The sequence below is a fragment of the Mycolicibacterium llatzerense genome, assembly GCF_000878195.1.
Classification (GTDB): Bacteria; Actinomycetota; Actinomycetes; order Mycobacteriales; family Mycobacteriaceae; genus Mycobacterium; species Mycobacterium llatzerense.
In genome coordinates this window covers 138281-154387 of the sequence record NZ_JXST01000003.1, presented here as the reverse complement: position 1 = coordinate 154387, position 16107 = coordinate 138281, and the positions used below count along the sequence as shown (strand labels likewise).

The following is a 16107-nucleotide window of genomic DNA, read 5'->3' as shown; positions in this document are numbered from 1 at the left end:
CTCGCTGCGGTTCCCATGCATCACGCCCGTGTCGGTCCCACCTTGCGGTGGCTCGGCACGTCACATCGTGGGCCTGCTACGAAGTGTTTTCCCGTATCTGACCGAGGTCGGTCAGGGGCCGTGCATCGGTAGTGCAATCCAGTTTCAGAAGGCACATGCCGATCGGCCATTGGGCTGAAAAGCCCATGGCAACCTGCCCAGTGTAGACAATCCGCAGCTCAGGGCCAAATCCGTGCGAATCGGCGCCGAGCGTGGGGGTTGACGCGGTTTTCCGGCCGGATTTCCGCGCAATCCCCCACTCTCGACGCAGAAAAAACCGCCCCGGTCACGAGGACCGGGGCGGCTTTCTACAGCTTTCTACAGCGTCATGAGACGGGCAGAGTCACCAGCTGGACTTCTGCACACCGGGCAGCTCGCCGGCGTGGGCCATCTCCCGCAGGCAGATTCGGCACAGGCCGAACTTGCGGAACACCGAGTGCGGGCGACCGCACTTGTTGCAGCGGGTGTAGCCACGCACCGCGAACTTCGGCTTCTTGTTGGCCTTGTTGACCAGAGCCTTCTTTGCCATTGTCAGTTCTCCTTGAACGGGAAGCCCAGGGCCCGCAGCAACGCACGGCCTTCGTCGTCAGTGGTGGCCGAGGTGACGACCGTGATGTCCATGCCGCGGGGGCGGTCGATCGAGTCGACGTCGATCTCGTGGAACATCGACTGCTCGTTGAGGCCGAAGGTGTAGTTGCCGCTGCCGTCGAACTGCTTGGCCGACAGACCGCGGAAGTCGCGGATACGGGGCAGTGCGATCGAGATCAGGCGGTCCAGGAACTCCCACATGCGGTCGCCACGCAGGGTGACGCGGCAGCCGATGGGCATGCCCTCACGCAGCTTGAACTGCGCGATGGACTTGCGGGCCTTGCGGATTTCCGGCTTCTGGCCGGTGATCAGCGTCAGGTCGCTGACCGCGCCGTTGATCAGCTTGGCGTCGCGGGCGGCGTCACCGACACCCATGTTGACGACAACCTTGACCACGCCGGGGATCTGCATGACGTTGGCGTAGTTGAATTCATTGGTGAGCGCGTCGCGGATCTCTTCGCGGTAGCGCGTCTTCAGCCGGGGCTGAGTCTTTTCCACTGTGGTCATCTCAGATGTCCTTGCCGTTGCGCTTCGAGATACGGACCTTCTTGCCGTTCTCCTCATCGACGCGGTAGCCGATGCGGGTGGCGTTGCCGTCGGAGTCGACCACCATCACGTTCGAAACGTGGATCGGCGCCTCCTGGGTGACGATGCCACCCGACGATGCACCGCGCTCGTTCTGAGACTGCGCAGTGTGCTTCTTGATCCGGTTGACGCCCTCAACGAGCACCTTGTTGCGGGTCGGGTAGGCCTCGATGACCTTGCCCTTGGCACCCTTGTCCTTGCCGGCGATAACCAGCACGGTGTCGCCCTTGTGCACCTTCATCACAAAACCTCCGGGGCCAGCGAGACGATCTTCATGAACTTCTTCTCGCGCAGTTCGCGACCGACCGGCCCGAAGATGCGGGTACCGCGGGGGTCATTGTCGTTCTTGATGATGACGGCGGCGTTCTCGTCGAACTTGATGTAGCTGCCGTCCGGCCGGCGGCGCTCCTTGACGGTGCGCACGACGACGGCCTTGACCACGTCACCACGCTTGACGTTGCCGCCCGGGATGGCGTCCTTGACGGTCGCCACGATGATGTCGCCGATGCCGGCGTAGCGCCGCGACGAGCCACCGAGCACGCGGATGCAAAGGATTTCCTTTGCGCCCGTGTTGTCGGCGACCTTGAGTCGCGATTCCTGCTGAATCACTCGATCTCCTGACCTGGATTTTGTATGCACGCCAGATACCGACCTGGACGTGCGCGGTCTTGTTGTCCAAAGGCACGCGAAGTCACGTGATGACCGGGGTCTGCCCTGGGCAACCCCTACATACTAGGCGAGCAGCCATAACGCTCCAAATCGCTGCTCAATCCACCCCGAAACAGACGAAATGGCCGCTGCCATGGCAACGACCAGTTCGTCGATCTCGCGGTCGGTCAGCCGACGACACCCCAGCCCAGCACCCGCGACGTCAGCAGCACCAACGCCAGCGACACCGTCGCCACCACGACCAGACCGATCACCGCGACGACGAGCGGGCGCCAGCCGGTGCGCGCGATCTGCCGGAAGTCGGTGGACAGCCCCACCCCGGCGAAGGTGAGCAGGAACGCCCATTTGGACACCGCGGCCAGGTTCGCGACCTGCCCCTTGCTGAGCAGCCCGGCGGTGACGACTGCCGATACCGCCAGGAAGCCGAGCACGAACTTCGGGAACTTCTGCCAGATGAAGGCCGCCTTGGCGCGCACCCCGGAGGCGACGGCGTCGGCCTCGCCCCGGGCGGCCCAGTAGATGGCGAAGCCGAGGACCACGAACCCGATCAGCGCGTTGCGCACCGACTTCACCAGGACGGCGGTCTTGCCGGCCTCGTCGGAGAAGAGGTACCCGGTGGCCGTCGTCTCGGCCGTGTTGTCCACCGCGAGGCCGGCCCACAGCCCGAACTCGTGATCGGTCAGGCCGATGGCGTGGCCCAGCGGCGGCAGCACGAACAGGGCGACGGCGCCGAGCGCCAGGATCGACGCGATCGCGTAGCTGACTTCCGAATTGCGCGCCCGGATGGCGCCCTTGGCCGCGATGATCGCCGACACCCCGCAGATCGACGTCCCGATCGCCAGCAGCGAGCCGAGCTTGCCCGACAGGCCGAACCACTGGGCCGCGGCGATGATGATCGCGCCCGCGACCGTCATGTCGATGAGAATCTGCAGCAGGCTGGTGGCGCCGAGCTTGAGGACGTCGCCGAGCACGAATCGGGCGCCCAGCAGGACGATGCCGACCTTGAGCCAGAACTCGTAGGTGCCAACGCCCGGGCGGAAGATCCGGTGCAGGCCAACGGTGTTGGTGATCACCAGCCCGAAAACGATGGCCCACAGGACGTATTCGATGTCGGGCACGCGCCAGTGCTCGTGCTTGGCCAATGCCAGCCAGCCGATTTGGGCGTACTTGCCCGCCAGGCCCACCGCCACCAACAGCAGCAGGCCGGGCAGGTAGTCGACGAATCGACGGGCGCCGGTGTGCTCTTCGAGGTCGTCCTCAGCTGCCGGCTCGACCTGGTCGGCCGCGCCGGCCGTGTCCACACTCATCGCGTCACCAACCGATCTTCGGCAGCACGCCCGCCACCGCGAGCGCGGTCACGGCGAGGCCCAGAATCGTTGCCCACCAATCGGTCCCGACGCGGCTCACCCAGCTCGTCGCCCCCGTCTCATTCGTCACTGTCGTCTCCTGTCGCCGATGTTCGGCTCATGGTGCGACAACGACAGCTTCCGGACCACCGATGGAATCGTGCTGAATCTAGCGGCGTCCGATGCGTCCAGAAGGATCAAATGGTCGCTGTAAGTCCTGCGACCACGACCATTCGGTCCTTCTCGGCGCAGATTGAGAAGCCCGCTCAGCCCATCCGAATACCGAAGTCCCCCAACAGGACCGGCTTGGCCACATCGAGGCCCTTCGACCCGGTCGGCCCCTGCAGCTGCAGCGCGACGAGGTAGTCCCCGTTGTTGGTCCACACATGCACGATGCGGTCGACGTAGTCGCTGCCGGAGCCGGGCTTGTCGGCGAGGACGCCCATCAGTTTCTGGCCGCTGTAGCCACACAGCTCGTCGGGCAGCACGCTGACGCTGTTGAATTCGTGGCCCGCGGTGCGTGCGTCGGTGTACTGCTGGAACGCGGCGGCCGCGTCCTGGGTGGTCGGGGTGATCCGCACGGTGCCGGTCAGGCCGTCCGGTCCGGTCAGATTCAGCGCGACGTCGCCGGACGCCGGTGCCCCCGGCGTGAATCCGTCGGGCACCGCGACGATGACGGTCGGCGAACCGGGGGCTCCGGTGGTGGCAGTCATGGTCTGCGCGGGCGCAGCGGGCGCGTCGCAGGTCTGCTCCCCCGCCGCGAGGGCGCGCTTGGTGGTCTCGACCACGCCGTACGTCGGTAGGTCCGGCATCTTCGACGACGACGCCGTGGACAACGGGGCGGACGAACTGGTCGTCGTGCTCGTCGAAGAGCTGGATGTCGTTGTGCTGGTCGCCTTCTCGCCGCCGTTGCCACAGCCGGCCAGCAGCGCCACCGCTGATACCGCGGTGACACAACGGATGATCGTTGCGCTCATCAACAGTCCTCTAATCCTTCGAAAATGCCTGGGCCAGTTCCTGTTCGACATCGAGATACGGCGTACTGGAAATGTCGATCACCACCTTTGCGATGGTGCCACCCGAGAAGGCGAACGGAGCCTGGTACGCGCTGCACACCGCCTGCCCGGTATTGCTGCCGACCTTGACCCCGCCGCCGGCCAGGCCGAAGGTGCCCGGATGGGTACGCACCCCGACCCGGGTGGCCGCCGCGGCACCGTCGATGTACAGCGTCACGTCGCCGAGCGGGGTATGGCTGTGCTCCACCGTGCCGGTCCGGTCGTACCGGATACCGAGGACGTGGCGACCGGTGGGCAGTGGGTCGGCGGCGATCACAGTCTGCTCGTCCTCGCCCATGAAGTTGTAGACGTATTGCAGCCGGCCGTCTTTCACGAAAAGCACGTGGCCGCCGTGTCCCGCGCCCTGTTTGAACAGCACGCCTGCCGCATCCTCGCCCAGGTCGACCTCAGCGAACGCCGAGAACGACTGTCCGCGTAGCTCGACCGCGGCGCCGATGCCCACCTCGGCGTTGTCGGGGTAGTACGTGAAGGTCTGCCGATCGCGGGACAGGTAGGGCCGTTCCCGCAGCAGGGTTTCGAACATGTTCAGGTCAGCCAGCGGCAGACCGTTGTACTTGGCCGCCTCCGCGAACCAGAGTTCCTGCATTTCAGCCAGTTTCGCTGGATTCTCGGTCGCCAGGTCACGGCACTGGCTGCGGTCGGATTCGATGTGGAACAGCTCCCACCGGTCCTGGTCGAAGTGCGACCAGCCGGCCGGGCTCGCGGCGTGCACGGTGTTGGCGAACCAGCCCTCATGCCAGATGCCACGGGTACCCAGCATCGCGTAGAACTGCGTCGCCTTGCCGGTGTCGGCCGTCGAGTCATCCAGCGCGGCTTTGAAACTCACGCCCTCGAGCGGCCGCTGGGGAACCCCGCGTACCGCGGCGGGCGGTTCGATACCCAGCAGGTCGTAGACCGTCGGAGTGATGTCCGCTACGTTGACATAGTTGTCCCGCACCTCGCCATGCGCCCGGATTCCGTTGGGCCAGCTGATGATTGCGGTGTCGGCGATGCCACCCTCGTGGGAGGCGTACCGCTTGAACAGCTTGTAGGGCGTATTGAAGGCCATCGCCCAGCCGATCGGATAATGGTTGTAGGTGTCGGGCGATCCGAGGGTGTCGAGGTAGCGCATGTTCTCTTCGACGGTGTCGATGTAGCCGTTGAAGAACTTCACCTCATTGACAGACCCGTTGGGCCCACCTTCACCGCTGGCTCCGTTGTCGGAGATGACGACGATGACCGTGTTGTCGAGCTGACCGGACTCCTCCAGGTAGTCCAGGATCCGGCCGATCTGCGCATCGGTGTAGGACAGGAATCCGGCGAATACCTCGGCCATCCGCGCGAACAGCCGCTTTTCGTCGTCGTTCAGCCCATCCCACGGCCGCACGGTGTCCTGCCACGGCCAGGGCTCTCCGTTCGGGCCCTTGGTGTCCAGGTACGGATTCATCGGCGAGAGCTCGGTGTCCGGCGGCACGATGCCCAGCCGCTTCTGGTTCTCCAGCACGAGTTCGCGGTACGCCTCATAGCCCATGTCGAACTTGCCGGCGTACTTGTCGGCCCATTCGGAGAACACGTGGTGCGGCGCGTGCCCGGCGCCCGGGCAGACGTATGAGAACCAGGGCTTGTCCGGGGCGATCACCTTGGCATCGCGGATGAACTCGATGGTCTTGTCCGCCAGGTCCTTTGACAGGTGATAGCCCTGCTCGGGAGTGGCCGGCGGGGCGACCGGATGGTTGTCGTACACCAGCTCCGGGTACCACTGGTCGGTCTCGCCGCCCATGAAGCCGTAGAACCGTTCGAAGCCCCGAGCCAACGGCCAGTGCCGTTTGGTCGAGGCGAGGTTGGACTCCTCCAGCGGCGTCAGGTGCCATTTGCCGACGCAGTAGGTGTTCCAGCCCTGTTCGGCCAGCACCTCGGACAGCAGCGCCGTCTCAAAAGGTATGCGGCCGTTGCAGTTCGGGAACCCGTCGGTGAATTCCTCGATGGTTGCCATGCCGACCGAGGTGGCATTGCGGCCGGTCAGCAGTGAGGCCCGGGTCGGCGAACACAGCGCGGTGGTGTGGAACTGGGACAGCCGCACACCCTTGTCCGCGATTCGGCGCATGGCCGGCATGTCGACCAGGCCCCCGAAGCAGTCCCAGGTGGCGATGCCGGTGTCGTCCCACACCAGGTAGAGCACATTGGGCGCGTCGGGCGGGGCCGTCGGTGCCGCGTACGGGCCCCAGTCGGCCTCGGAGTCGCGGATGTCGAGTTTGATCTTGCCCTGGAATTCAGTTGCCATGACGCCTCGTCCCGGTCAGTATTCGCCGATATCGGCGGCCCGCCCGGAGATTACACCCGCCGGCAGGCCCGCGCCCCGGATATTGACGGCCGCGCACGCGGTGCGCGGCCGGCCGCGTCACGGCAGCACTACCCGCCCCACCATGTCACCGGGTGGTGCGTCCGCTGCGCGGCCCAGCGGCTCAACAGTCAGGCCCAACGCCGATGCCCGTCCGATGTTCGTGACCGTGACGGTGCGCGGATCCCGGATCGCCGGACCCGACGAGACCGGGACACCGTCTTGCATCAACCACACTTGGTAGGTCATCCCCGGCGGCGGCGCGGCAACACCGTCGAAGACCACCATCCCGTCGCCGCGTGTCCGCGAGTACACGACGGTCGCCGTGCCCCCGGACCGCAGGACGGTGGAAACAGTGCGAACGTCAGGAGCCGTCATCACCTGCTCGGCGACCGGCGGCGCGGCCGGCGGACGCAACATCCAGCCCGCCACGAAGGCACCGCCCCCGACTGCGACGACGGCCGCCGCCGCCAGAACCGCATTGCGCCAACGGTGTTCGCGAACCAGGCGCCGATTGCCTTGCAGGACCCGAGCTCTCAGCGCCGCCGGCGGCGGCACCGCGGTGCCGGCCGACAGGGTCCCAAGGGTCTCGCGGGTTTCGGCCACCTGATTCCGAAACGCCTCGGCGACTGGCACCGGCGCCTCGACCAGGCGCCGCTCGATCTCGGCACGCTCGGCGTCGGAGACGGCATCCAGCGCGTACGGCACCGCCAACTCCAGCAGTTCGAATTCCGACGGATCGCTCATGACTCCCCCAGACAATCACGGAGCTTGCGCAGCCCGTCCCGCATCCGCGTTTTCACCGTGCCGAGACTCGTGGCCAGCCGCTCGGAGACCTGCACGTAGGTCAGGCCGTCGTAATAGGCCAACTCGATCGCCTGACGCTGGGTGTCGGTCAGGATGCCGAGGCAACCCACGACGCGACGACGGTCATCGCCCAGGACCACCGCTTCGGCCACCACATCCGAATCGGTATCGACATGTGTTGTGCCGTATGCCCATTCACGGTGACTGTGCGCAACCTCCGCACGCACCCGATCAACAGCCCGGTGGTGTGCCAGCGTCATCACCCAGGCCAGCGGCGACCCCTTGGCGGGATCGAAACCGGCTGCAGACCTCCACACCTGGGCGTACACCTCCTGCGTTGTCTCCTCGCTGTAGCCGGTATCCCGCAGCACCCGCAGGATCAGGCCGAAGACCCGGGCGCAGGTCGCGTCATAGAACGATGCGAACGCGTCGGTATCCCCGCCGGCGACACGATGCAGCAACGCACCGAGATCGGGGGTGGGCTCAGACGACGGGGGCATCGTCTGAGCAGCCTAGCCGCACCGTCAGCGCTTCGGCTGAGCCAGGAGTTCCCGGATCATCCCTTCGGTGACGTCGTAGTCGCCTTCTCCGAACTTGAGGTGCCGCACCACACCATCGGCGTCGATCAGGTAGCTCGCCGGCCAGTACTGGTTCTGGTAGTTGTGCCAGGTGTCGTACGAGTTGTCCAGCGCGACGGGGTATTTGATATGCAGGTCGGCCGCCCCTTTGATGACGCCGGCGCGGTCGTGCTCGAATTGGTACTCCGGAGTGTGCACACCGATCACAGTGAAGCCCTGGTCCTTGTACCGGTCGTACCAACCGGCGACGTGCTCGATCGCGCGCTGACAGTTGATGCAGGTGTAGGTCCAGAAGTCGACGAGAACCACCTTGCCGCGCAAGGACTTCAGGTCCAGCGGCGCGTCTCCCGGAGTGTTGAACCAGCTGTCGATACCGACAATGTCCGGAGCGGTACCGCAGTCCTGCAGCCGGCTCGCGCCCTCAACGCAGCTCGACAGGCCGCCGCCGGCCGGTGCGATGCGGGCCTGCAACGTCGCGGTGTAGTCGGGGATCTTCCGTTGTACCGTGGCGGGCAGGTTCAGCACCAACGCCACCGCGGCCACGAGCATGACCACCCCGGCGGCGACCCGAATCTGCCGCTGCCGGTTCTGAAAGGCCTTGATGCGCTCGGCAACTCGCTGCCCGCCGATGGCAAACAGCAGTAGCGGCAGGGCGGTGCCAACCGCGAATGACACGGTCAGCGCGACGGTGTCCAGGCCGATATGGCCCGTCGCTCCGGCCACCACGATGGCTGCCAGCACCGGTCCCGCACACGGCGCATACAGGACACCCAGCGCCAGCCCGAGGCCGAATCCCTTTCGGCTGCCGGCGATGTCCCGTTGCGGTATCCGCGCGAACGGCGCTTCCAGCAGCCGCTCGATGCGCGGGAAGATCAGCCCGACGCCGATGGCGGTCAGTGCCAGTAGGCCGATCCAGCGGATGACGCCTGCCGGCAGGTGCAACTGCTGGAGCACCACCGTCCCCACCAGTGTCACCAGGCTGAAGCTGAGGACCAACCCCGCGATCACCCGGTAGGGTGCGCGGCCGGCACTGGAGAACAGCACCACGGGCAGCACCGGCAGCACGCACGGCGAGATGGCGGTGATGAGTCCGCCCAGAAATCCGATGAGCACGAATGTGTACATGCCAGGTCTTCGGAGCCGGCCCCGATCCGGATTGGTCCGATTCCGCCGAACACAAAACTGCCCCTCTTCCGAAGAAGAGGGGCAGTTCTATGTCTGCTCGCGCAGTGGAAGTGCGAAGGCTACTTGGCCTTCTCGAGCACCTCGACCAGACGCCAGCGCTTGGTCGCCGACAGCGGACGGGTCTCCATCAGCGAGACGCGGTCGCCGATACCGGCATCGCCGTTCTCGTCGTGCGCCTTGACCTTGGTGGTGGTCCGGATGATCTTCCCGTAGAGCGGGTGGCTCTTGCGGGACTCCAGCTCGACCACGATGGTCTTTTCCATCTTGTCCGACACCACGTAACCGATGGCGGTCTTGCGACGGCCGCGCTCGGTCTCAGTGGCCGGCGTGTGCTTGGGGCCCTTGGTTTCTGCCATGACTAATCCTTACCAACCGGCCCGGATGCCAGGCCCAACTCGCGTTCACGCAGGACGGTGTAGACCCGCGCGATCTCCTGCCGCACGGTACGCAGCCGGCGGTTGTTCGACAGCTGACCGGTCGCCATCTGGAAGCGAAGGTTGAACAGCTCTTCCTTCGACTCGCGCAGACGCGTGGTCAGCTCTTCCTCGGTGAGCTCACGCAGTTCACCAGGCGAAACTCCAACTGCCATCAGAACTGCTCCTCTCGAGTCACGATGCGTGCCTTGATCGGCAGCTTGTGGATGGCGCGGGTGAGCGCCTCCCGGGCGATCTTCTCGTCGGGGTAGCTGAGCTCGAAGAGCACGCGACCCGGCTTGACGTTGGCGACCCACCACTCCGGCGAACCCTTACCGGAACCCATGCGGGTTTCGGCAGGCTTCTTGGTCAGCGGGCGGTCCGGGAAGATGTTGATCCAGACCTTGCCGCCACGCTTGATGTGCCGGTTGATGGCGATACGAGCGGACTCGATCTGCCGGTTGGTGATGTAGGCGTGGCCCAGGGCCTGGATGCCGTAGTCACCGAAGCTGACCGAGGTGCCGCCGCTGGCGATACCGCGCTGCTCGGGGTGGTGCTGCTTGCGGTGCTTGACCTTGCGGGGAATCAGCATGACTAGCTCTCCGTTGCTTCCGTCGGCGCATCGCCGGCGGGGGTCTCAACAGCAACATCCACGGCGCGGCCGGCCTCGGTGCTCGTCGCGGTGGTACCCGACGAACCGCTGCGACGCGGACGGGTACCGGACGGACGATCCCGACGGGGACGGTCGGCGGCGGGAGCGGCGGCGGACAGCTCACGCTTGCCACCGACGATGTCGCCCTTGTAGATCCACACCTTCACGCCGATACGGCCGAATGTGGTCTTGGCCTCGTACAGGCCGTAATCGATGTCGGCGCGCAGCGTGTGAAGCGGCACGCGACCTTCGCGGTAGAACTCCGAACGGCTCATCTCAGCACCGCCGAGGCGGCCCGAGCACTGCACCCGGATGCCCTTGACGTTGGGCTGGCGCATGGCCGACTGGATGGCCTTGCGCATGGCACGACGGAACGCGACACGGTTGCTCAGCTGCTCGGCAACGCCCTGCGCCACCAGCTGTGCGACGCCCTCGGGGCTCTTGACCTCGAGGATGTTCAGCTGAACCTGCTTGCCGGTCAGCTTCTCCAGGTCGGTGCGGATGCGGTCGGCCTCGGTGCCACGGCGACCGATGACGATGCCCGGACGTGCGGTGTGGATGTCCACCCGGACGCGGTCACGCGTGCGCTCGATCTGCACGTCGGCGATGCCGGCGCGCTCCAGGCCGGTGGCCAGCAGCTTGCGGATCGCGACGTCTTCCTTGACGTAGTCCGCGTACTGCTTGTCGGCGTACCAACGGGACTTCCATTCGGTGGTGATACCGAGGCGGAAGCCGTGGGGGTTGATTTTCTGGCCCACTACTCCGAGCCTCCCTTCGTCTCGGTCTTGGCCGCGGCGGCCTTGCTGCCCTGCGCACGACGAGCGCGAGCGGCACCGGCCGTAGCGCCCTTCGAGCCCTTGTCCTTGGCGGGACGGCTCTCGACGACCACGGTGATGTGGCTGGTGCGCTTGCGGATTCGGTACGCACGCCCCTGGGCGCGCGGCCGGATGCGCTTGGCGGTCGGACCCTCATCGGCGTGGATGGTCGCAACCACCAGCGTCGTCGGGTCCAGGCCCTCGTTGTTCTGCGCGTTGGCGGCAGCGCTCGCGATCACCTTGGCGACCGGCTCGCTGGCACCCTGCGGCGCCCACCGCAGGATGTCGAGCGCCTCTTCGACGCTCTTGCCACGGACCAGGTCGATGACCCGGCGGGCCTTGCTCGCCGACACACGCACGAAGCGCGCCGTGGCGCTCGCGGACGGGTATTCAGTAACGGTAGTCATTAGCGGCGCTTGCTCTTCCGGTCGTCCTTGATGTGACCCTTGAAGGTCCGCGTCGGGGCGAACTCGCCGAGCTTGTGCCCGACCATCGCCTCACTGACGAACACCGGCACGTGCTTGCGACCGTCGTGGACGGCGAAGGTGTGACCGATGAAGTCGGGGATGATGGTCGACCGACGGGACCAGGTCTTGATGACCTGTTTGGTGTTCTTCTCGTTCTGAACGTCGACCTTCTTGAGCAGATGGTCGTCGACGAACGGACCCTTTTTGAGGCTACGAGGCATCGTCTATTCCTTTCCGGCCTAGCGCTTGTTCTTGCCGGTGCGCCGGCGGCGGACGATGAGCTTGTCGCTCGGCTTGTTCGGCTTGCGGGTACGGCCCTCAGGCTTGCCCCACGGGCTGACCGGGTGGCGACCACCGGAGGTCTTACCCTCACCACCACCGTGCGGGTGGTCGACCGGGTTCATCACGACACCACGGACGGTCGGGCGCTTGCCCTTCCACCGCATACGGCCGGCCTTACCCCAGTTGATGTTCGCCTGCTCGGCGTTGCCGACCTCGCCGACGGTGGCGCGGCAGCGCACGTCGACGCGACGGATTTCACCGGACGGCATACGCAGCGTGGCGTAGGCGCCTTCCTTACCGAGCAGCTGGATGCTGACACCGGCCGAGCGGGCCAGCTTGGCACCGCCGCCCGGACGCAGCTCCACGGCGTGGATGACGGTACCGGCCGGGATGTTGCGCATCGGCAGGTTGTTACCCGGCTTGATGTCGGCGTTCGGCCCCTGCTCGATGACGTCGCCCTGCTTCAGATCCTTGGGGGCGAGGATGTAGCGCTTCTCGCCGTCCACGAAATGCAGCAGCGCGATGTTCGCGGTGCGGTTGGGGTCGTACTCGATGTGCGCGACCTTGGCGTTGACGCCGTCCTTGTCATGGCGACGGAAGTCGATGACGCGGTAGGCACGCTTGTGACCGCCACCCTTGTGACGAGTCGTGATGCGGCCATGCGCGTTACGACCACCAGTGCCGTGCAGCGGACGGATCAGCGACTTCTCCGGAGTCGAACGAGTGATCTCGGCGAAGTCGGAGACGCTCGAACCGCGACGACCCGGGGTCGTCGGCTTGTACTTGCGAATTCCCATTATCAGTTAATCCCTTAACTCCCGGCCGATCAGGCCGGAGCTCCGAACAGTTCGATCGGCTTGCTGCCGGCGGACAGGGTCACGATCGCGCGCTTGGTGCTCTTGCGCTGGCCGAAACCGGTGCGGGTGCGCTTGCGCTTGCCCTTCCGGTTCGCGGTGTTCACCGAGTCGACCTTCACGTCGAAGATCTTCTCGATCGCGATCTTGATCTGCGTCTTGTTGGACTCCGGTGCCACGATGAACGTGTACGTGTTGTCCTCGATGAGTCCGTAGGACTTCTCCGAGATGACCGGGGCCAGGATGATGTCGCGAGGATCAGTCACGGTAGCCATCAGGCCGACACCTCCTCTTTCGTGTTGGCGGTGATGTAGGCGTTGAGCGCCTCCACCGAGAACACCAGATCGTCGGCGTTCAGCACGTCGTAGGTGTTCAGCTGATCCGGCGAGATCACATGCACGCCAGGCAGGTTGCGGACGCTCTTGGCGCTGACCACATCGCTGCGGCCGATCACGACGAGCACCTTCTTGTTGTCGGTCAGCGACGCCAGGAACGACTTGGCGCTCTTGGTCGACGGGCTCTGACCGGCCACCAGCTCGGTGATCGCGTGGATGCGCTCGTTGCGGGCCCGGTCCGACAGCGCGCTGCGCAGGGCAGCAGCGATCATCTTCTTCGGGGTCCGCTGGCTGTAGTCACGCGGCTGCGGGCCGTGGACGACACCACCACCGGTGAACTGCGGGGCGCGGGTCGAACCCTGACGGGCGCGGCCGGTTCCCTTCTGGCGGTACGGCTTCTTGCCACCACCGGACACCATGGCCCGGGTCTTGGTGGCGTGGGTGCCCTGGCGAGCGGCGGCCAGCTGGGCCGTCACCACCTGGTGCATCAGCGCGATGTTGGGCTCGACGTCGAACAGCTCGGCGGGCAGCTCGACAGAGCCGTCCTTCTTGCCCTCGGGGGTCTTGACGTCAATCTTGAGAGTCATTACTTCTCGCCTCGCTTAACTGCGGTGCGGACAACCACCAGTCCACCATTGCGGCCCGGGATGGCGCCCTTGATGAGCAGCACACCGTTCTCGGCGTCGACCTTGTGAACCTTCAGGTTCTGGGTGGTGACGCGGTCGCTACCCATCCGGCCGGACATGCGGGTGCCCTTGAAGACACGGCCCGGGGTGGCGCAGCCACCGATCGAACCGGGACGACGGTGCACAGCCTGGGCACCGTGCGAGGCGCCCTGGCCCTTGAAGCCGTGGCGCTTCATGGTGCCGGCGAAGCCCTTGCCCTTGCTGGTGCCGGTCACGTCGACGTACGCGCCGTCGGCGAAGATCTCGGCGGTCAGTTCCTGACCGACCTCGTACTCGGCGACCGCGGCCTCGTCTTCGAGACGAAGCTCGGCCAGGTGCCGACGCGGGTTGACGCCTGCAGCGGCGAACTGACCGGTAACCGGCTTGTTCACCTTGCGCGGGCTGATCTCACCGTAGGCGAGCTGCACGGCGCTGTAGCCGTCCCGCTCGGGGGTGCGGATGCGGGTCACCACGTTGGGGCCGGCCTTCACGACCGTGACCGGGACGACTTTGTTGTTCTCGTCGAACACCTGCGTCATGCCCAGCTTGGTGCCCAAAATGCCTTTGCGTGCCATTTTTCTGGGTCTCCTACTGGATGTTGACGTCGACGCTCGCCGGCAGATCGATGCGCATCAAGGCGTCAACGGTCTTCGGCGTGGGGTCGAGGATGTCGATAAGGCGCTTGTGGGTACGCATTTCGAAATGCTCCCGCGAGTCCTTGTACTTATGGGGAGACCGGATAACGCAGTACACGTTCTTCTCGGTCGGCAGCGGCACCGGGCCGACCACGCTTGCTCCCGTACGGGTGACCGTCTCAACGATCTTGCGCGCCGAGGCGTCAATCGCCTCGTGGTCGTAGGCCTTGAGCCTGATGCGGATCTTCTGTCCCGCCACGCTTCTCCTACCTAACTGTCACGGGCCCGTGCTCGGGCCTGGTCTTCAATACGCACGTCCCGGGACACCCGATGACGCGCGCTGGCTATGCCGCCGCTCTTTACGTTTCTGTGGTTCACCGACCCCCGCGCTCGGGCGTGTCGCCTTTGCGCACAGTCGTCCGCGCTGGAAATTCCATCTCGGGCGATGCTGGGACCGGATGCGCCCGAGATGGGCGCCGGTCGTCTGCCCGCGGCGGGCGAACCCGGCGCAAGGCAACCCGAACAGTATGCCCCAGATCCGGGCTTGCTCCAAATCCGCTGCGGAGCCGTCCGCCGCGCCCGGGTTTCACCGCCGGTCCTGCACTGATTCCGCGGCGACGGCGAGGGTGTTCGAGTGGCTGCCGCCCTGGTTACAGAGTCAATAGCGGGGTCTCGTTGATCCCGCACTGGCGGCGCAAAACTGCGAGTGGCGGGGACCCTGAGTTCAGGGTCAACGCCTGCCCGGCCGGCTTTCGTGTTGACCCGGTATCCATGGCTGAAAATTGCGTTTGGTGAGCGCCATGGTTCCCGAATCGGCGGACGCACCGAACTTACTTTTGAGTAAGATAGCGACATGTCGACACTCAGCCCCACCTACCGCGCCTGGAAGCAACTCTCCGGACGGCCCGGCGGCGGCCTGATGTTCTCCGCCGCCGCGATGGTGCGAGTGCCGTACTTCGCGTCGGTCCTCCCCCGAGTGGTGACGATGGAGCCGGGCTACGCCGAGGTGGCGGTGCCGAAGTGGTTCTTCGTCTACAACCATCTGCACACCGTGCACGCGATCGCGTCGTGCAACGCGGCGGAGGCCGCGATGGGCATGGCGATGGAAGCGACCGTGCCGACGACCCACCGCTGGATACCCAAGGCCATGAACGTCCAGTACCTCGCCAAGGCCACCACCTCGCTGCGGGCGCACGCCCGCGTCGACATCCCCGACTTCGAGACCCTGACCAAGGGCACCGACGTCGTCGTATCCGTCTCCGTGGTCGACGCCGCCGGCGAGGAAGTCGTGCACGCCGACATCACGACGTGGGTGACGCCCGCATAGCCTGACGACGATCAAGCGGCGAGGCACGAGCCGCGATGAGGAGTCGGGTAAATCGGACCTCAGTCGAGATAGGTGCCGTGACCTTCGCGCACCAGATCGCCGTCGAAGATCAGCACCTCGTTGACCAACTGGCCGCGGTGATTCCGGTAGTTGATGACGAGAGCCTGCGTCCCTACATAGGTGGCCACGATCTCGAAGTGCAGTTCGGGCAGCGCCGCCAGCGCAGTGGTCCAATACCGCCGGAGCGCGTCCTTACCCCGCACCACTCCCCCGGACTCCGGCACGACGCGCGCCGCGACGGGTGAGGTGAAGACGACGTCGTCGTGGAAATGGGCGAGCACCGCCTCGACGTCGTGGGCGTTCCACGCCTGGCACCAGTCGCGGGCGAAGGCCTCGGCATCGGGAATCGTCATGCCGCCCTATCGAAGTCGACGCGCGCCTGGGCAGGCAAGCCATTTTCGGGCGCGAGACG

General features: G+C 65.8%; 23 protein-coding genes and 1 pseudogene. 1 reads left to right on the top strand and 23 read right to left on the bottom strand.

Translation table 11 applies throughout. The features are described 5' to 3' along the window. Positions 1–382: 382 nt before the first annotated feature. The 22 genes and pseudogenes from TL10_RS03130 to rpsJ all read right to left on the bottom strand — a co-directional run bounded on the left by TL10_RS03130 (position 383) and on the right by rpsJ (position 14567). Positions 383–568, bottom strand: coding sequence for a type Z 30S ribosomal protein S14 (locus TL10_RS03130; protein WP_005197641.1), 186 nt, complete (start codon positions 566–568; stop codon positions 383–385). Positions 569–570: 2 nt separating this feature from the next. Continuing rightward, positions 571–1134 carry a 50S ribosomal protein L5 gene (gene rplE / locus TL10_RS03125; protein ID WP_043401764.1) on the bottom strand — a complete coding sequence of 188 codons (564 nt, stop codon included), beginning with the start codon at positions 1132–1134 and terminating at the stop codon, positions 571–573. Between the two features lies 1 nt (position 1135). Beyond that, on the bottom strand, positions 1136–1453 hold the full coding sequence (rplX, locus tag TL10_RS03120) for a 50S ribosomal protein L24 (protein ID WP_043401761.1): 318 nt from the start codon (positions 1451–1453) through the stop codon (positions 1136–1138). Beyond that, the gene (rplN, locus tag TL10_RS03115) at positions 1453–1821 is read right to left on the bottom strand and encodes a 50S ribosomal protein L14 (protein ID WP_020101420.1); all 369 of its coding nucleotides are present in this window, start codon (positions 1819–1821) and stop codon (positions 1453–1455) included. Before rplN ends, rplX begins: the two co-directional genes overlap by 1 nt. Before the next feature lie 227 nt (positions 1822–2048). Next, positions 2049–3188, bottom strand: a complete 1140-nt coding sequence (locus TL10_RS03110) for a YeiH family protein (protein WP_043984455.1) — start codon at positions 3186–3188, stop codon at positions 2049–2051. Between the two features lie 4 nt (positions 3189–3192). Beyond that, positions 3193–3318, bottom strand: coding sequence for a hypothetical protein (locus TL10_RS31910; protein WP_260971229.1), 126 nt, complete (start codon positions 3316–3318; stop codon positions 3193–3195). Positions 3319–3493: 175 nt separating this feature from the next. Further along, positions 3494–4204: a hypothetical protein gene (locus TL10_RS31595; protein WP_234711354.1), complete on the bottom strand. Its 711-nt coding sequence runs from the start codon at positions 4202–4204 to the stop codon at positions 3494–3496. A gap of 10 nt (positions 4205–4214) precedes the next feature. Continuing rightward, a complete protein-coding gene (locus TL10_RS03100) occupies positions 4215–6563 on the bottom strand; it encodes an arylsulfatase (RefSeq protein ID WP_043984454.1) in 2349 nt (782 codons plus the stop codon). A gap of 117 nt (positions 6564–6680) precedes the next feature. Next, positions 6681–7367, bottom strand: coding sequence for an anti-sigma factor (locus tag TL10_RS03095; protein ID WP_043984453.1), 687 nt, complete (start codon positions 7365–7367; stop codon positions 6681–6683). Continuing rightward, entirely contained in the window at positions 7364–7927 is a 564-nt protein-coding gene (locus TL10_RS03090) for a sigma-70 family RNA polymerase sigma factor (RefSeq protein ID WP_043984452.1), read from the bottom strand. The genes TL10_RS03095 and TL10_RS03090 overlap by 4 nt, the downstream gene beginning before the upstream one ends. A 30-nt stretch (positions 7928–7957) precedes the next feature. Beyond that, positions 7958–9130 (bottom strand): annotated as a pseudogene (locus tag TL10_RS03085) (cytochrome c biogenesis protein/redoxin); the annotation flags it as partial. Between the two features lie 119 nt (positions 9131–9249). Beyond that, positions 9250–9546: a 30S ribosomal protein S17 gene (gene rpsQ / locus TL10_RS03080; protein ID WP_043401747.1), complete on the bottom strand. Its 297-nt coding sequence runs from the start codon at positions 9544–9546 to the stop codon at positions 9250–9252. A gap of 2 nt (positions 9547–9548) precedes the next feature. Further along, on the bottom strand, positions 9549–9779 hold the full coding sequence (gene rpmC / locus TL10_RS03075; protein ID WP_043401744.1) for a 50S ribosomal protein L29: 231 nt from the start codon (positions 9777–9779) through the stop codon (positions 9549–9551). Beyond that, complete coding sequence (rplP, locus tag TL10_RS03070) at positions 9779–10195, bottom strand: 50S ribosomal protein L16 (protein WP_020101406.1); 417 nt, start codon at positions 10193–10195, stop codon at positions 9779–9781. Before rplP ends, rpmC begins: the two co-directional genes overlap by 1 nt. A gap of 2 nt (positions 10196–10197) precedes the next feature. Then, positions 10198–11013: a 30S ribosomal protein S3 gene (rpsC, locus tag TL10_RS03065; RefSeq protein ID WP_043401741.1), complete on the bottom strand. Its 816-nt coding sequence runs from the start codon at positions 11011–11013 to the stop codon at positions 10198–10200. Next, positions 11013–11477 carry a 50S ribosomal protein L22 gene (rplV, locus tag TL10_RS03060; protein WP_043401738.1) on the bottom strand — a complete coding sequence of 155 codons (465 nt, stop codon included), beginning with the start codon at positions 11475–11477 and terminating at the stop codon, positions 11013–11015. The genes rpsC and rplV overlap by 1 nt, the downstream gene beginning before the upstream one ends. Beyond that, entirely contained in the window at positions 11477–11758 is a 282-nt protein-coding gene (gene rpsS / locus TL10_RS03055; RefSeq protein ID WP_043401734.1) for a 30S ribosomal protein S19, read from the bottom strand. Before rpsS ends, rplV begins: the two co-directional genes overlap by 1 nt. 18 nt (positions 11759–11776) lie before the next feature. Continuing rightward, positions 11777–12616 carry a 50S ribosomal protein L2 gene (gene rplB / locus TL10_RS03050; protein WP_043401731.1) on the bottom strand — a complete coding sequence of 280 codons (840 nt, stop codon included), beginning with the start codon at positions 12614–12616 and terminating at the stop codon, positions 11777–11779. A 29-nt stretch (positions 12617–12645) separates the two neighbouring features. Continuing rightward, on the bottom strand, positions 12646–12948 hold the full coding sequence (gene rplW / locus TL10_RS03045; protein WP_043401728.1) for a 50S ribosomal protein L23: 303 nt from the start codon (positions 12946–12948) through the stop codon (positions 12646–12648). Further along, positions 12948–13595: a 50S ribosomal protein L4 gene (gene rplD / locus TL10_RS03040; RefSeq protein WP_043984450.1), complete on the bottom strand. Its 648-nt coding sequence runs from the start codon at positions 13593–13595 to the stop codon at positions 12948–12950. Before rplD ends, rplW begins: the two co-directional genes overlap by 1 nt. Next, positions 13595–14248: a 50S ribosomal protein L3 gene (rplC, locus tag TL10_RS03035; protein ID WP_043401723.1), complete on the bottom strand. Its 654-nt coding sequence runs from the start codon at positions 14246–14248 to the stop codon at positions 13595–13597. Before rplC ends, rplD begins: the two co-directional genes overlap by 1 nt. 13 nt (positions 14249–14261) lie before the next feature. Next, positions 14262–14567: a 30S ribosomal protein S10 gene (gene rpsJ / locus TL10_RS03030; protein ID WP_003883485.1), complete on the bottom strand. Its 306-nt coding sequence runs from the start codon at positions 14565–14567 to the stop codon at positions 14262–14264. A gap of 594 nt (positions 14568–15161) precedes the next feature. Between rpsJ and TL10_RS03025 the strand changes: the two genes are divergently transcribed. Then, positions 15162–15635 carry a hotdog fold domain-containing protein gene (locus TL10_RS03025; RefSeq protein WP_043984449.1) on the top strand — a complete coding sequence of 158 codons (474 nt, stop codon included), beginning with the start codon at positions 15162–15164 and terminating at the stop codon, positions 15633–15635. A 59-nt stretch (positions 15636–15694) separates the two neighbouring features. Here the strand turns inward: TL10_RS03025 and TL10_RS03020 are convergent, their stop codons facing one another. Further along, positions 15695–16048: a nuclear transport factor 2 family protein gene (locus TL10_RS03020; protein WP_043401718.1), complete on the bottom strand. Its 354-nt coding sequence runs from the start codon at positions 16046–16048 to the stop codon at positions 15695–15697. Positions 16049–16107 lie beyond the last annotated feature (59 nt).

Excerpts from the sequence above, each read along its gene's own strand:
- TL10_RS03130 (WP_005197641.1), bottom strand. The coding sequence starts at position 568 with ATGGCAAAGAAGGCTCTGGTCAACAAGGCCAACAAGAAGCCGAAGTTC.
- rplE (WP_043401764.1), bottom strand. The coding sequence starts at position 1,134 with ATGACCACAGTGGAAAAGACTCAGCCCCGGCTGAAGACGCGCTACCGC.
- rplX (WP_043401761.1), bottom strand. The coding sequence starts at position 1,453 with ATGAAGGTGCACAAGGGCGACACCGTGCTGGTTATCGCCGGCAAGGAC.
- TL10_RS03110 (WP_043984455.1), bottom strand. The coding sequence starts at position 3,188 with ATGAGTGTGGACACGGCCGGCGCGGCCGACCAGGTCGAGCCGGCAGCT.
- TL10_RS31595 (WP_234711354.1), bottom strand. The coding sequence starts at position 4,204 with ATGAGCGCAACGATCATCCGTTGTGTCACCGCGGTATCAGCGGTGGCG.
- TL10_RS03100 (WP_043984454.1), bottom strand. The coding sequence starts at position 6,563 with ATGGCAACTGAATTCCAGGGCAAGATCAAACTCGACATCCGCGACTCC.
- TL10_RS03095 (WP_043984453.1), bottom strand. The coding sequence starts at position 7,367 with ATGAGCGATCCGTCGGAATTCGAACTGCTGGAGTTGGCGGTGCCGTAC.
- TL10_RS03090 (WP_043984452.1), bottom strand. The coding sequence starts at position 7,927 with ATGCCCCCGTCGTCTGAGCCCACCCCCGATCTCGGTGCGTTGCTGCAT.
- rpsQ (WP_043401747.1), bottom strand. The coding sequence starts at position 9,546 with ATGGCAGAAACCAAGGGCCCCAAGCACACGCCGGCCACTGAGACCGAG.
- rpmC (WP_043401744.1), bottom strand. The coding sequence starts at position 9,779 with ATGGCAGTTGGAGTTTCGCCTGGTGAACTGCGTGAGCTCACCGAGGAA.
- rplP (WP_020101406.1), bottom strand. The coding sequence starts at position 10,195 with ATGCTGATTCCCCGCAAGGTCAAGCACCGCAAGCAGCACCACCCCGAG.
- rplV (WP_043401738.1), bottom strand. The coding sequence starts at position 11,477 with ATGACTACCGTTACTGAATACCCGTCCGCGAGCGCCACGGCGCGCTTC.
- rpsS (WP_043401734.1), bottom strand. The coding sequence starts at position 11,758 with ATGCCTCGTAGCCTCAAAAAGGGTCCGTTCGTCGACGACCATCTGCTC.
- rplB (WP_043401731.1), bottom strand. The coding sequence starts at position 12,616 with ATGGGAATTCGCAAGTACAAGCCGACGACCCCGGGTCGTCGCGGTTCG.
- rplW (WP_043401728.1), bottom strand. The coding sequence starts at position 12,948 with ATGGCTACCGTGACTGATCCTCGCGACATCATCCTGGCCCCGGTCATC.
- rplD (WP_043984450.1), bottom strand. The coding sequence starts at position 13,595 with ATGACTCTCAAGATTGACGTCAAGACCCCCGAGGGCAAGAAGGACGGC.
- rplC (WP_043401723.1), bottom strand. The coding sequence starts at position 14,248 with ATGGCACGCAAAGGCATTTTGGGCACCAAGCTGGGCATGACGCAGGTG.
- TL10_RS03025 (WP_043984449.1), top strand. The coding sequence starts at position 15,162 with ATGTCGACACTCAGCCCCACCTACCGCGCCTGGAAGCAACTCTCCGGA.
- TL10_RS03020 (WP_043401718.1), bottom strand. The coding sequence starts at position 16,048 with ATGACGATTCCCGATGCCGAGGCCTTCGCCCGCGACTGGTGCCAGGCG.